General features: G+C 48.8%; 15 protein-coding genes, 1 pseudogene and 1 riboswitch. Of the genes and pseudogenes, 14 read left to right on the top strand and 2 right to left on the bottom strand.

The window, feature by feature from the left end; genetic code table 11:
- The first annotated feature begins 45 nt into the window (after window positions 1-45).
- From DXA93_RS20850 to DXA93_RS06195, 10 genes are all read left to right on the top strand, one after another.
- On the top strand, window positions 46-186 hold the full coding sequence (locus DXA93_RS20850; RefSeq protein WP_158580094.1) for a sporulation protein YqfD: 141 nt from the start codon (window positions 46-48) through the stop codon (window positions 184-186).
- A complete protein-coding gene (locus tag DXA93_RS06225) occupies window positions 183-1,343 on the top strand; it encodes a sporulation protein YqfD (protein WP_119188718.1) in 1,161 nt (386 codons plus the stop codon). Before DXA93_RS20850 ends, DXA93_RS06225 begins: the two co-directional genes overlap by 4 nt.
- Window positions 1,330-2,361, top strand: a complete 1,032-nt coding sequence (locus DXA93_RS06220) for a PhoH family protein (RefSeq protein WP_055267861.1) — start codon at window positions 1,330-1,332, stop codon at window positions 2,359-2,361. Before DXA93_RS06225 ends, DXA93_RS06220 begins: the two co-directional genes overlap by 14 nt.
- Entirely contained in the window at window positions 2,358-2,861 is a 504-nt protein-coding gene (ybeY, locus tag DXA93_RS06215) for an rRNA maturation RNase YbeY (RefSeq protein WP_055228185.1), read from the top strand. Before DXA93_RS06220 ends, ybeY begins: the two co-directional genes overlap by 4 nt.
- 50 nt (window positions 2,862-2,911) lie before the next feature.
- The gene (locus tag DXA93_RS06210; protein WP_055267863.1) at window positions 2,912-4,066 is read left to right on the top strand and encodes a DUF3048 domain-containing protein; all 1,155 of its coding nucleotides are present in this window, start codon (window positions 2,912-2,914) and stop codon (window positions 4,064-4,066) included.
- 278 nt (window positions 4,067-4,344) lie between these two features.
- The gene (locus tag DXA93_RS17955) at window positions 4,345-4,563 is read left to right on the top strand and encodes a DUF896 domain-containing protein (RefSeq protein ID WP_055267865.1); all 219 of its coding nucleotides are present in this window, start codon (window positions 4,345-4,347) and stop codon (window positions 4,561-4,563) included.
- Window positions 4,541-5,089: a 5-formyltetrahydrofolate cyclo-ligase gene (locus tag DXA93_RS06205; RefSeq protein ID WP_055228183.1), complete on the top strand. Its 549-nt coding sequence runs from the start codon at window positions 4,541-4,543 to the stop codon at window positions 5,087-5,089. Before DXA93_RS17955 ends, DXA93_RS06205 begins: the two co-directional genes overlap by 23 nt.
- Window positions 5,090-5,129: 40 nt before the next feature.
- A complete protein-coding gene (locus DXA93_RS06200; protein WP_055267915.1) occupies window positions 5,130-6,374 on the top strand; it encodes a glutamate-5-semialdehyde dehydrogenase in 1,245 nt (414 codons plus the stop codon).
- A 134-nt stretch (window positions 6,375-6,508) separates the two neighbouring features.
- Window positions 6,509-6,661 carry a DUF6198 family protein gene (locus DXA93_RS17780; RefSeq protein ID WP_156338179.1) on the top strand — a complete coding sequence of 51 codons (153 nt, stop codon included), beginning with the start codon at window positions 6,509-6,511 and terminating at the stop codon, window positions 6,659-6,661.
- 100 nt (window positions 6,662-6,761) lie between these two features.
- A riboswitch (THF riboswitch) is annotated at window positions 6,762-6,861 on the top strand.
- 67 nt (window positions 6,862-6,928) lie between these two features.
- Window positions 6,929-7,531 carry a folate family ECF transporter S component gene (locus tag DXA93_RS06195; RefSeq protein ID WP_022461732.1) on the top strand — a complete coding sequence of 201 codons (603 nt, stop codon included), beginning with the start codon at window positions 6,929-6,931 and terminating at the stop codon, window positions 7,529-7,531.
- Window positions 7,532-7,723: 192 nt separating this feature from the next.
- On the opposite strand, the gene DXA93_RS06190 is transcribed toward DXA93_RS06195, so the two are convergent.
- Together DXA93_RS06190 and arfA are read right to left on the bottom strand one after the other, a co-directional pair.
- The gene (locus DXA93_RS06190) at window positions 7,724-8,023 is read right to left on the bottom strand and encodes a hypothetical protein (RefSeq protein WP_118594421.1); all 300 of its coding nucleotides are present in this window, start codon (window positions 8,021-8,023) and stop codon (window positions 7,724-7,726) included.
- Window positions 8,024-8,103: 80 nt separating this feature from the next.
- A pseudogene (arfA, locus tag DXA93_RS06185) lies at window positions 8,104-9,602 on the bottom strand (arabinosylfuranosidase ArfA).
- A gap of 231 nt (window positions 9,603-9,833) precedes the next feature.
- On the opposite strand from arfA, the gene DXA93_RS06180 reads away from it, so the two are divergent.
- The 4 genes from DXA93_RS06180 to sufB all read left to right on the top strand — a co-directional run bounded on the left by DXA93_RS06180 (window position 9,834) and on the right by sufB (window position 14,449).
- Window positions 9,834-10,673 (top strand): helix-turn-helix domain-containing protein, encoded by an 840-nt coding sequence (locus DXA93_RS06180; protein ID WP_117761482.1) that lies wholly within the window; start codon window positions 9,834-9,836, stop codon window positions 10,671-10,673.
- A gap of 88 nt (window positions 10,674-10,761) precedes the next feature.
- Window positions 10,762-12,084: a sodium-dependent transporter gene (locus tag DXA93_RS06175; protein WP_055217929.1), complete on the top strand. Its 1,323-nt coding sequence runs from the start codon at window positions 10,762-10,764 to the stop codon at window positions 12,082-12,084.
- A 175-nt stretch (window positions 12,085-12,259) separates the two neighbouring features.
- Window positions 12,260-13,012 (top strand): Fe-S cluster assembly ATPase SufC, encoded by a 753-nt coding sequence (gene sufC / locus DXA93_RS06170; protein ID WP_055217927.1) that lies wholly within the window; start codon window positions 12,260-12,262, stop codon window positions 13,010-13,012.
- A gap of 30 nt (window positions 13,013-13,042) precedes the next feature.
- A complete protein-coding gene (gene sufB, locus DXA93_RS06165) occupies window positions 13,043-14,449 on the top strand; it encodes a Fe-S cluster assembly protein SufB (RefSeq protein ID WP_118659668.1) in 1,407 nt (468 codons plus the stop codon).
- Window positions 14,450-14,459: the final 10 nt, after the last annotated feature.

Below are 14,459 nucleotides of genomic sequence, written 5' to 3'. Positions count from 1 at the left end.
GTGTAATGATTCCAATCATTCCAATGCTGAAAAGGGGGTGTGCGTTTGCAGAGGGGAAAGGTTTTCTGGAAAGGCAGTGTGCGGATTCGTGTGACGGGCCGTGAACCGGAGCGTTTTTTCAATCTGTGCGGGCACCATAACATCACACTGTGGGACGTGACAGAACATCAGGCTGCTTTGAGATGAGCCTTCTGCCGGAAGATTTTTTCCGCCTCCTGCCGATCCGCCGCAAGAGCGGTGTGCGCATCCGAATACAGAAAAAACAGGGACTGCCTTTCTTTTACCGGCGAAGTTTAAAAAGAAAGGCATTTTTTATTGGTATTTTTCTCTGCCTGGCGGGACTTTACACGCTGTCGCAGTTCATCTGGAATATTCATGTGGAAGGAAATTACGCGAACAGTACGCAGACGATCTTAAACAGCCTTGACGCGGCCGGGATTCATCATGGAAGCTGGAAAAAACGTGTGGACTGCAGCCAGACCGCATCGTATTTGCGGGAGCAGTTTCCGAATCTGACCTGGGTGTCCGCAAAAATAGAAGGGACGCAGCTTGTCCTTGCGGTAAAAGAAAACGTAGACGGCTATGTGATCGAAGAAAAAGCAGATGATCCGCAGAATCTTGTGGCGAAAAAAGAAGGGACGGTCGTGCGTATTATCACACGGAACGGCATTCCGCAGGTGCTCCCCGGTGATACATGTCAAGCGGGAGACATTCTTGTAAAGGGCGAGATTCCGCTTGTGAATGACAGTGGGGAAACGTATGATTATTCTTATGTTCACGCAGACGCGGATATTGACCTTGAGACGACGTGGTACTATTATGATACCTTTCCGCTTTCCCATACGGTACGGACATATCAGAAAGCAGAGAAAAAAACGCCGGTATTCCAGATTTCTGCTTACCGATTTTTCCTTGGAAATCTGCTGCCGGAGAATTTTGTGGAGAGTTTGCGGAGCATGACCGGAACGGCGGATCAGAAAACAGAGAAAAGGGAAAATGGAGCAGACGAGGAAGTGTCCCTTCAGCAGCTTTATCTGACAGAAAACTTTGCCCTTCCGTTTTATTTCGGCTACCGTCAGAAATTTCCTTTTGAAGTTCAGAAAGAAACCTACTCAGAACACGAGGCAAAAGAAAAAGCCTCGCAGAATTATCAGAAATTCCACAGAAATTTATCAGAAAAAGGACTTCAAATATCGGAGAATCATGTTACAATAGAACTTAACGATACGTCATGTATCACAAAAGGGACACTTCGCGTGATAGAACGGGCCGTAGAAGCACAGCCCTGCGAAATGCAGAAGATGTCGGATGGAAAGGAAACAATGGTAGATGAACAGCAATAACAACATGATAGAACTGCAGATGGAACTGCCCATCGAACATGAAAAGAAAGTATTCGGCCAGTTTGATGAACACATCAAAATCCTGGAGAGATCCCTGGCGGTTACGCTGATCTCCCGGGACGGCGTTTTAAAAATTGTGGGCCCGGCATCGAATGCAGCGCGCGCAAAGGAATGTCTGACACAGCTTCTGGAGCTCTCACGCCGCGGAAATGATATCAACACACAGAACGTCAATTATGCAATCTCACTTGTTATGGAGGACAGCGGAAGCAGCCTTGCTGAAATCGACAGTGACTGCATCTGCCACACGGTCGCAGGCCGTCCGGTCAAACCGAAAACACTCGGTCAGAAAGCGTACGTGGATGCGATCCGGGAAAAGATGATCGTCTTCGGCGTCGGCCCTGCCGGAACCGGAAAAACGTACCTTGCGATGGCGATGGCGATCACGGCATTCCGAAACGATGAGGTAGGCCGTATTATCCTGACGCGTCCGGCGATTGAGGCGGGTGAAAAACTCGGTTTCCTGCCTGGCGACCTGCAGAGTAAAATTGACCCGTATCTGCGGCCGCTCTACGACGCGCTGTATCAGATCATGGGAGCAGAGAGCTTCCAGAAAAACATGGAAAAAGGCCTGATTGAGGTTGCGCCGCTCGCGTACATGCGAGGCCGTACGCTCGACAATGCGTTTATTATCCTTGATGAGGCACAGAATACGACACCGGCGCAGATGAAGATGTTCCTGACCCGTATCGGTTTCGGTTCCAAAGTCATTGTAACCGGAGATGCCTCTCAGAAGGACCTTCCTTCCGGTACACGCTCCGGCCTTGATGTGGCAATGCAGGTACTGAAAAAAGTAGACGGAATTTCCTTCTGCGAGCTGACGAGCAAGGACGTTGTCCGTCATCCGCTGGTGCAGAAGATTGTACAGGCTTACGATGAATATGAAAAGAAAGCAAAGCCGGAAAATCACAGCGGCAGAGCAAAAAGTACGACGAGAAAACGGAGGGAAAATAAATGACACTGACGTTTGAAAATGAACAGGATTTTGACCTTGGATTTGATCCGGAAGAGGTTGCAGCAGCGGTAATCAATGGTGTGCTGGATCAGGAAGCGTGCCCGTATGAGGCAGAAGTAGAACTGATTCTGACTGATCCGGAAAATATCCGCACCATGAACCGGGAACACAGAAACATTGACCGGGAGACAGACGTGCTTTCTTTCCCGATGGTAGATTATCCTTCTCCGGCTTCGTTCGATTTTCTGGAGACGGAAGAGGGAGATGACTGTTTTAACCCGGACAGCGGTGAGCTGATGCTGGGTGATATTGTGATTTCTGTTGCGCGCGCAAGAGCGCAGGCGGAGGAATACGGTCATTCTTTAAGACGCGAATTTGCTTTTCTTGTTGCACACAGTATGCTGCATCTTCTGGGTTATGATCATATGACACCGGAGGAAGCAGCCGTGATGGAGGCAAAGCAGGAAGAGGTGCTGCAGCGTCTCGGTATCACAAGAGACTGATTGAAAGAAGAAAAGGAGGGGTCTTTATCAAAAAGAGAGGGTTTTACACATTGGGGATTGCTCTGCTGGGAAGCATGATGCTGTTCGGATGCCGGAAAATTGGGGAAACGGCACCGGAAACTGCATCGGCAGGAACTTCTTATGTCTCAGAAGAGACAGCAGGGGAAAGCAAGACAGAAACGAAAGCTACGGAACCACCGGCCCCGACCGAAGATCCGGCACCGGAACCGCTGGTTCCGGAAGCGATTGAGCCGACACCCGCGGAGGATGCGCTGCCGGAAGGTATGGTGAAAAGTTATCTGACAGGAGAACCTGTCGCCGAAGTACAGGGAAGAAGGCGCCCGGTGGCGGTTATGCTGAGCAATATCATCAGCGCCTGCCCGCAGAGCGGTATCAGCCGTGCGGGAGTGATCTATGAAGCGCCGGTCGAAGGCGGCATTACGCGCCTGATGGGGCTGTTTGAAAACTATGATGATCTCGAAAAGATCGGATCGGTGCGGAGTTGCCGCGAATATTATGTGTATCTGGCAGCGGGATTTGACGCTCTGTATTACCACTATGGACAGGCGGCGTATGCGATTCCGCTGCTCGAATCGGATCACATAGACAATGTGAATGGCATGGAGTATTCGGAACAGGTGTATTACCGGACGTCGGATCGTCCGTCGCCGCACAATGCGTATTTGGATGCGGCCGGGATTGCAGCGGGAATCGATCTCTGCGGCTACCGGACATCTTACAAAGACGGTTATGACGGATTTTTCCAGTTTGCATCCGAGACAGAACCGGAAACGCTGGAACAGGGACGAAATGCCGCCTATGTGGCACCGGGCGGATATTTCCACAATAATCCATGGTTTTCGTACGATGAGGCGAGCGGCACGTATTTGCGTTATCAGTTCGGGGAACCGCAGATCGATGAGATGACACAGGAACAGCTTGCGGTGAAGAACATTATCGTGCAGTACTGTTCCTGGAAAAAGTATGATGACAATGCGGAATATCTCGATATTGATGTGGTAAACGGCGGAATGGGAACGTATATCACAAGCGGAAAGGCCATCGACGTGACATGGAGCAAGGATGATCCGTGGGGTGTCACAAAGTACCGGGACAGCAATGGAGAGGAGATTAAACTGAATCTTGGAAAAACATGGGTTCTGATTGTTTTAGATAATTATGCAGATGAGACTGAAATCCGGTGATAAAGCTGGATTTCAGGATTTTTCTCAGATCGGCTGGACAGATCCTGTGTTTTGCGGTAAGATAAAAAGAAAATCCGGTCATTTAACCGAATCAAGCAAGTCCCTCGCTTCTAAAGCGGTGGGATGAATTGTTAAAAGAAACATAACGGTAGTGGCAGGCGGAGAGAAATCGGTATCCTCCACTGACATGAGGCGAGTCACAGTCGAACTATTTTCGACATGTCAGACTCTGTGAAAATACCGACTGTGAGTTGAAACAAAGGAGAAAAATACAGAAAATGGAAATTAATATACAGAGAATCAACGAACTTGCCCGCAAGGCGAAAGCAGAGGGGCTGACACCGGCGGAGAAAGAAGAGCAGCAGAAGCTGCGGAGAGAATATATTGCAGCCGTGAAAATGAACCTCCGTACCCAGCTCGACAATATTGATGTGCAGGAGAAAGACGGAACAATTGTAAATCTGGGGGAGCGCTATGGAAGCAAAAGGAAACATTAGAAAAGAAGTTTTTGCCCGAAGAAGAGCAGCCACACAGGAAGAAATTCAGGAAAAGAGCCGTATGATTTATGAAAAAATCACGGCTCTGCCGGAGTTTCTGGATGCGGACTGCTTTTTTGCGTATATGGACTTCAAAAAAGAAGTCATGACACGGGATCTGATCGAGAAGGCCCTGCAAATGGGAAAGACGGTCGCTGTGCCGCGCGTGGAAGGCGATGATATGGTTTATTATGAGATCAAAGATTTCTCCACGCTGAAATCCGGCTATTTTGGCATTATGGAGCCGGACGGCGGAAAGGTCTGCACGCGGGAAGAGGGCTTTCTGCTGGTACCCGGTGTGGCCTTTGATCCGGCGCGCCACAGAGTAGGATATGGAAAAGGATTTTATGACCGCTTTCTTGCCGCACATCCAGGGTTTACAACGGTTGCAGCGGCGTTTGAGTTTCAGCTGTTTGATGCGGTGCCGTTTGAAGAGACGGATGTTCTGCCGCAGATGCTGGTGACAGAGCAGAAGATTTACCGTTAAGCCAATTACGATAAGACAACACGAGGAGGAGACGAGTATGATGAAGCTGGAAGAAATCGGAACGAGAGCCCGCCAGGCGGAGCCTGTGCTTCGAATCATGGAGACGGAGAAGAAAAACCGTGTGCTGAAAAAAGCAGCGGAAAACCTTGTGGCAGACGCCGAAACGATTATCGCGGCCAATGCGCTGGATATGGAGCATGGAAAAGAAAAAGGCATGTCTCAGGGACTTCTGGACCGGCTCTTTCTGGACAAAAGCCGGATTGAAGCAATGGCAGAAGGCATGTGTCAGGTATCCGAACTGGACGACCCAATCGGGGAAGTGCTGGGAATGAAAAAACGCCCGAACGGTCTTCTGATCGGACAGAAACGTGTTCCGCTCGGTGTTGTCGGCATCATCTACGAGGCACGCCCAAATGTGACGGCGGATGCATTTGCACTCTGCTTCAAAACGGGAAATGTCGTGATTTTAAAAGGCGGAAGCGATGCAATCCACTCGAATACGGCGATTGTTGCCTCTCTTCGGAAAACACTGAAAGAGGAGCAGGTGCCGGAAGACGCCCTGCTTCTGATCGAAGATACCTCCCGCGAGACGACGGCGCAGTTTATGAAGATGAACCGCTATGTCGATGTCCTGATCCCACGCGGCGGCGCCGGACTGATCCGCGCTGTCGTGGAAAACAGCACGATTCCTGTCATTGAGACGGGAACCGGAAACTGTCATATCTACGTGGATGAGACAGCCGATCTTTCCATGGCAGTGGATATTATTCTGAACGCAAAAACACAGCGCGTTGGCGTATGTAATGCATGTGAATCGATTGTGGTACACGAAAATGTACGTGAAAAACTGCTCCCGGTTCTGGAGGAACGATTAAAAGAAAAACATGTGGAAATGCGCGCAGACGAAAAGGCAAGAGAATACATGCCGGAAGCAGAAGAAGCGACAGAAGAGGACTGGGGAAAAGAGTATCTCGACTACATCGTGTCCATCAAAACCGTCTCTTCCATCGACGAAGCGATTGCACACATCAACCACTACAACACAAAACACTCCGAAGCAATCATCACCAACAACTACACCCACGCCCAGAAATTCCTGGACGAAATCGATGCAGCTGTAGTCTACGTCAACGCCTCCACCCGCTTCACCGACGGCTTCGAATTCGGCTACGGCGCCGAAATCGGAATCAGCACCCAAAAACTCCACGCCAGAGGCCCGATGGGACTGCTGGCGCTGACATCGATTAAAAATATCGTATACGGAACGGGACAGATCCGAAAATAAAAGAAGAAAGATCTTGTTGTCAAAGGGCAACCCAGTTGATCCAGTGACCGATTGCTGACGACCACCCGTCACCCGATCACTGACCAACTCCCAACTGTCCCTTTTCTGGATCAACAGCCCAGACAACAGCCGCATTGTTCACCTTCTTCGGACTTGGAAGAATCGAAGGTCTTGGAATCGGAACGGTAGCAGCTGCTTTTACGATGGGAAAAGGCATTGTGCTGATGGGAAAACTGCTGGATAAAAAGTTTGCGTTTGTCTCCGTTTTATCACCGGAAAGACCGTAAAATGCAGGGCTGATATTTGATCGTAAAAAATTAGAAAAAAATGTAAAATCCTCTTGAAATCAAGGGGATTTTACTATATAATGAGCAGGACAAAAACAACTGCAGAGTAAGTTCATATGCGTAAAGTGCTCCCAGGATAGAGAGTAGCCAGGGAGACGAAAAGAGAAAATCTTGCGGTATATGAATTGCATCTCGCTGCAACAGAAGATAGAGACAAGAGATTATCTCCTATTGTAGTCAGATATCTGTAAAGGAGGTAATTTTTTTATGCAGAAAAATGCAAATGAAACAGCAAAAGAAACAAAAAACATGTTTCTGCAGTCAGCAAAAGAGCTGAAAGCAGTCACAACCCTCGCAGCCTGTGCCATGTTCGCAGCGCTGGCGATGATTCTGAACCAGGTAGCATCGATTGATATCGGACCTTATGTCCGCATCGGATTTTCTGGAATCCCGAACCGCCTTGTCGATTACCTGTTCGGACCAGTGACAGGATGTCTTTTCTCCGGCATTCTTGATGTCGTAAAATACTTCCTGAAACCGAGCGGCCCGTTCTTCTTCGGATTCACCTTTAATGCGATGCTGGCATCTTTTATGTATGGATGCTTCTACTATCGCAAAAAACTGACCATCAAACGTGTGCTTGCAGCCAAGTTCATCGTTATGCTGACTGTCAACGTACTGCTGAACACCCTGTGGATCAGCATGCTGTATGGAAAAGGAATCATGGTGCTTCTTCCGGCACGTGCCTTAAAGAACCTGATTATGTGGCCGATCGATTCCATCATTTTCTATAGCCTGACGAAGTTGATCGAGCAGACCGGCGTCTTCCGCATGTTCCATGCAAGAACCGCTGCACAGGCACAGAGATAAAGAAAAATTCAGACACCATCAAAACGATACATTTACCAATCTGCAGAAAAGGTACTGTCCGCCAGAACAAAAAGGAAGCGGATGGGTTTTGTCGGAAAAGAAAAGCGAAAAAGAACTGCGGCAGGAACTTCCCCAAAAGGAAGCCTGCCGCAGTTCTTTTTGTATGAAAATCCCATCAGGCGGACAGCGATTTTACTGATATCCGTGATCTGACCAGTCCTGGTTTTTGATCCGCTCGTAATCCTCCTCTGTAATCGGAAGAATCGTTCCATGCTTGTAGCCGTATGGGAACGAGAAGGAAGCATCAGAACGAACAAATTTTCCGGAAGCAAGGCTGTCTGCAACAAACGGCACATATCCCTGGCCGGCACCCGGAACGCCGTCGTTGACAGCTTCCCAGTGGAAACCATCGCGGCTTATGCCGAAATAAACCTGTTCGCCGTCCGGTGTTGTTTTTTCCCGAAAATGAACAAATAAATATGCCTGTGCCATAAAATAAAACTCCTTTATGCATATGTTTGGATGAAAAATTCAGATGTTCTGTTTTTCAGGCCATACCTTATACGGTTCCATTATTTTGTAAGACGGATCACATTCCAGCTGTGTTTTCCAAGAACGGTGTGCATTTTTCCATTCTCCAGTTTGGTAGCATCGGAATGGGTCGGAGCAACGTGGTTCGGATCTGCTTCGGTGTTGACCGCTTTCATATCGTCGTTTGTCAGCACGATGTGCTCAGCCAGACGACATCCTTCGAACTGACGCAGATCGCAGGAAACCTCCATATCCTCATCCAGGCTCTTGTTGACTGCAAAAATGGTCAGTGCATCGTTTTCCTCATCCCAGATGCAGACAGAATCGAGATACGGAGCTTCGCCGTACGTTTTGCTCTCGTAAACCGGTGTCAGAACCTGTGTATTTAAGACGGTTCCGCGGCCGTATACGCTTGCATGCATGTATGGATAGAAGATCGTCTGACGCCATGCACCGGTATCGGATGTCATGATCGGAGCGATAACGTTGACAAGCTGTGCGAGGCAGGCAATCTTGACACGGTCTGCGTGGCGCAGGAGTGTGATCAGCATGCTTCCGACGAGAAGTGCATCCTCAAAGTTGTAAACATCCTCAAGCTGATGCGGTGCGCGTACCCATTTCTCCAGCTTCTGATCCTGCTCATTGCTGTGATACCATACGTTCCACTCATCGAAGGAAAGGTTAATCTGCTTTTTGCCGTGTTTTTTCGCTTTGACTGCATCACAGATCGCAACTACACCGGAGATGAAATCATCCATGCCCTTGGAGCTTGCCAGGAAATCGACAGTATCATTTGCATAATTTCCGTAGTACTGGTGTAAAGAAAGGTAATCCACCTCATCATAGCATTCGTCCAGAACCGTATATTCCCAGGAACCGAAGGTTGGCATCGTAAGATTGGAGCTTCCGCAGGCAACAGTTTCAATCGTCGGATCCATGAATTTCATCAGACGGGAAGTCTCTGCTGCAATACGTCCGTACTCAGAAGCGGTCTTATGTCCCATCTGCCACGGTCCGTCCATCTCGTTGCCGAGGCACCAGAGTTTGATGTTGTGTGGATCTTTGTAACCGTGGGATTTTCTCAGATCACTGTAGTAGGTGCCGCCCTTGAAGTTGCAGTACTCCAGCACATTTTTGGCATCCTCCGGTCCGCGGGTTCCGAGGTTAACGGCCATCATAATATCACTGCCGGCTTTTTTCGACCAGTCCGCAAACTCATTCAGACCGAATTCGTTTGTCTCAATCACGCCCCAGGCAAGATCCGGTTTTGCAGGCCGTTTGTCTTTCGGACCTACGCTGTCTTCCCAGTGATAGCCCGAGACAAAGTTTCCGCCCGGGTAACGGACGATCGGTACCTGAAGCTCTTTGACAAGATCCAGGGTATCTTTTCGGAAGCCCTGCTCGTCGGAGAGAGCACTTCCTTCCTGATAGATGCCTTCGTAAACGGCGCGTCCAGGTGCTCGATAAAGGAACCGAAGATTCGTTTGTCAACTTTTCCGGTGAGAAAATATTTGTCAATGATAATCTCTGCTTTTTTCATACTTAAAAATCCTCCTGTTAAAAGAAATGTTCGTTTTCAGACACGATCCAGAAAAACAAAGGATCACCGGCGTGTCTATGATTTTATTCCACCGTTTCGCTTTCGCTTTGGATAGTTTCAATTTTAACAGGAAGATAGAAAAAAACCAGAGATTTTTGTCCGGCAAATTTGACTTTTTTTCCGGTTTTGCGGTAAAATAGGGAGAAGAAAAGAAAAGGGGAAACGAGAAGAATGGAATTTTCAGTTCATATTTGTGAATATAATAGATCCAACGCCGATTATGAGACGATATATCGGCCGGAGGGCAGCGGGGACTATCTGTTTCTGTTGTTTAAAACGCCGATGAAGGTGTATGACAGAACTGCGTTTTTCATTGCACAGGAAAATGCCTGCCTTTTTTACACGCCGGATCACGAGCAGCATTATCAGGCTGTTCAGAAGTTTCGCAACAGCTATGTCCATTTCTGGTGCGGTAAGAATCTGGGTGAAACGTATGGAATTCCGCAGAATGCTGTTTTTTATCCACAGAATACGGAAGCAATTGATGAGCTGATTCGCCTTTTGCAGAGGGAATATATTGTGAAAGATCCATACGCAGTGGAATATGAGGAAGCACTGGTTCGTCAGATGATGATTACGGCATCGCGCGGTATGCGGCTGTACCAGAAAGCGGCAGAGGAGCCGGCCGGACTGTATCAGGAATTCCAGGAGCTGCGCCTTAAGATGTTGAGCCATTATGAGAAAGGCTGGACGACAGAAAAGCTTTGCCAGATGGCCAATATGGAAAAAAGCCAGTTTTATTCTTATTATAAACAGTTTTTCAGCAGCACCCCGCACAGCGATCTGATTGAAGTACGGCTCGACAAGGCGAAAAATCTTTTGACAAATCAGGCACTTTCCATCGGACAGACCGCGGAAATCTGCGGTTTTTCCAATCTGTCTCATTTCAGCCGCTATTTCAAACGCCACTGCGGATGTTCTCCGCGGGAATGGCAGCAGCAAGGCGGAAAAAGCATAAAATATAAAGTGAAGTTGCAGGAAGATGAGAAATGCTATAGCTTTTCCCAATAGCTTATGATAAAATATTCAGAAGATGTTGGAGTCAAAAGGTACTTTGGCCATGATATCTTCAGAAAAAGTAAGAAAAAGGGAGAGCAGTATGAAAAAGAGAGAGTCATTTAACAGTCGGTGGGGATTTATCCTGGCCTGCATCGGCTCTGCAGTTGGAATGGGCAACATCTGGATGTTCCCTACCCGGGTTTCCTTGTACGGAGGAGGTTCCTTTCTGATTCCGTATTTCCTGTTCGTTGCACTGATCGGCTTTACCGGTGTGAGCGGGGAGATGAGTTTTGGCCGTGCCACAAGATCCGGTCCGGTTGATGCGTTCGGTTTTGCATGTGAAACGAAAGGAAAACGAAAAGCCGGAGAGGCGCTTGGTCTGATTCCGGTGCTGGGTTCCCTGGCAATGGCGATCGGTTATACGGTTGTCATGGGGTGGATTTTCAGGTACATGATCGGAACCTTTACCGGAAAGACACTGTCAGCTGTGAGCGTAGAGGATTTTGCCGGAGCGTTTGAATCCATGGCATCTGCGTTTGGAAACAATTTCTGGCAGATCGTAGCTCTTGTGGTTGCGATGGTCATTCTGGCATTTGGTGTTGGTAAGGGAATTGAGAAGGTCAATAAGGTGCTGATGCCTGTTTTCTTTCTCCTGTTTGTTGCACTTGGTATCTATGTTGCCTTTCAGCCCGGTGCAGCGGATGGATACCGTTATATTTTCCGTGTGGAACCAAAAGCACTTGCAGATCCGAAGACCTGGATTTTTGCACTTGGTCAGGCATTCTTTTCCCTGTCTGTAGCCGGAAACGGAACACTGATCTATGGTTCCTATTTGTCAGATGGAGAAAATATTCCGGCCGCCGCCGGAAGAGTAGCATTTTTTGATACGCTCGCTGCTATGCTTGCTGCGCTGGTTATTATCCCGGCGATGGCAACTACGGGAGCACAGTTAAATACAGGAGGACCTGGACTTCTGTTCATTTTCCTTCCGAATTTGATAAAGTCTATGCCGGGTGGCGCGCTGATCGCAATCGTTTTCTTTGTCGCTGTCTTTTTTGCCGGCCTTACCTCTCTGATTAACCTGTACGAAGCACCGATTGCAACGGTACAGGAAAAATTTCATCTCGGAAGAGTAGCAGCCTGCGGTGTGATCGGGGTTATCGGTGTGGTCGTATCTCTTCTGATCCAGGGCATTGTATCCCAGTGGATGGATGTTCTGTCGATCTACATCTGCCCGCTCGGCGCCGGCCTTGCCGGAGTCATGTTCTTCTGGATCTGCGGAAAGAAGTATGTGCAGTCCCAGGTAGACAAGGGAAGAAGCAGCAAATTCACGGATCTGTATTATCCGATCTGCAAATATATCTACGTGCCGATCTGTGTGCTGGTTCTGATTCTCGGAATCGTGCTGGGCGGAATCGGCTGAAACGATGTTGATAGAAAACGCGCCTGTCGTGCGGAAAAAAAATCCGGCGGCAGGTGCGTTTTTTGATAAAATTTTTCAAATATATAAATCCGATTGAAATACTCGGAAAAAAGATCTACAATCGGAGGCGAAAACAGAGATTTTAACCTCGAAGCAAAATAAGGAGGATATCAATATGGGAAAAAATCTTTTAACAGTGAAAGATTTAACGGTAAATGTAGAAGAAAAAGAGATCCTGCACGGCGTCAATCTTACGATTGGAAAAGGGGAGACGCATGTGCTGCTTGGACCGAATGGTACCGGAAAGTCGACGCTTGGCAATACGCTGCTCGGCAATCCGAAATATAACGTGACACGCGGCGAAATCTGGTTCCAGGGAAAGAACATCACAGAAGAGCCGGTCAATGAACGCGCCAAAATGGGACTGTTTCTCTCGTTTCAGAATCCGCTTGAGGTGCCTGGCGTAACCTTAAGCTCTTTTATCCGCAGCGCCGTCGAGTTAAAGACCGGCAAACGGATGCGTCTGTTTGAGTTCCGGAAAGAACTGGAAAAAGCAATGGAAGTTCTGCAGATGGATCCGTCGTATGCAGACCGTGATCTGAATGTCGGATTTTCCGGCGGTGAGAAAAAGAAAGCCGAGATCTTGCAGCTTCTGATGCTCGAGCCGTCCCTTACCATTCTCGATGAGACCGACTCCGGCCTGGATGTCGATGCGGTCCGCACCGTTTCTGCCGGAATTGAGGCATACCGCAGAAAATGCGGAGGAAGTCTTCTGATCATCACGCACAGCACGAAGATTCTGGAATCGCTGATGGTGGATCAGACCCACATCATGGTGGAAGGTGAAATCGTCAAAACTGGCGATGCATCTCTTGTAGAGGAGATCAACCGGGACGGATTTGGAAAATACGAAAAGTCACTGGCGTAAAACCGAAGGTACAGAAAGGATGAAAACGCTGTGAGAGAAAAAAGTTATGTAGAGGATATTGACCGAAGCATCTATGATTTCAAAGACGATGAAAAGGATGCCTATAAAGTAAAAGCCGGCCTGACGCCGGAAATTGTACAGAAAATTTCGGATGAGAAGAAAGACCCTGCCTGGATGCAGCTGTTCCGTCTGCGTTCTTTACAGATCTACAACCAGATGCCGATTCCGGATTGGGGTCCGTCGATCGAGGCTCTGAACATGGATGACATCGTAACGTATGTCCGCCCGAATACCAAAATGAAAGCAAAGTGGTCCGATGTGCCGGATGACATCAAAAATACGTTTGAGCGTCTCGGCATCCCGCAGGCAGAGCGGAAATCACTCGCCGGCGTGGGCGCACAGTATGATTCGGAGCTGGTCTATCACAACGTCCGCGCGGAAGTTGCGGCGCAGGGTGTTGTCTATACCGATATGGAGAGTGCGCTGCATGGTGAGTACGCGGATATGGTGCGGAAACACTTTATGAAACTGGTGAAACCGACCGACCACAAATTTGCCGCACTGCACGGAGCCGTCTGGTCCGGAGGTTCGTTTGTCTATGTGCCGAAGGGGGTTTCCGTGGAAATCCCGCTGCAGTCGTATTTCCGCCTGAATGCGCCGGGCGCAGGCCAGTTCGAGCATACGCTGATTATTGTCGATGAGGACGCGGACCTTCACTTTATCGAGGGCTGTTCCGCACCGAAATACAATGTGGCCAACCTCCATGCCGGATGTGTGGAGCTGTTTGTCGGAAAGAATGCAAGACTCCGTTATTCTACGATTGAAAACTGGTCGAAGAATATGTACAACCTGAACACGAAGCGCGCGCAGGTCGAGGAGGGCGGAAAAATCGAGTGGGTTTCCGGTTCATTCGGCTCCCACGTTTCCTACCTGTACCCGATGAGCGTGCTGAAAGGAAGAGGCGCAAAGATGGAATTTACCGGCATCACGTTCGCCGGTAAGGGCCAGAATCTCGATACCGGAGCGAAGGTTGTCCACAGCGCGCCGGATACGAGTTCCTATATTAACACGAAATCGATCTCGAAGGACGGAGGCATCAGCACCTTCCGTTCGTCAGTCTCTGCAACAAAAGCGGCAAAGAACACGAAATCAGCCGTTTCCTGCCAGTCTCTGATGCTCGATGACATCTCCCGGTCGGACACGATTCCGGCGATGGATATCCGTACAAAAGATGCGAACATCGGCCATGAAGCACAGATCGGAAGCATCAGCGATGAAGCCGTCTTTTATCTGATGTCGCGCGGCATGACGGAAGAGGATGCGAGAGCGTGCATCGTCAGCGGATTCGCGGATGATGTTTCAAAAGAACTGCCGCTGGAGTATGCGGTGGAGATGAACAATCTGATCCGCCTCGAGATGAAGGGCAGCATTGGATAAGGAGGCCAGA

The sequence above is a fragment of the Blautia sp. OF09-25XD genome (genome assembly GCF_003482095.1).
GTDB lineage: Bacteria > Bacillota > Clostridia > Lachnospirales > Lachnospiraceae > Fusicatenibacter > Fusicatenibacter saccharivorans.
This window is presented reverse-complemented; position numbering and strand designations above follow the sequence as displayed.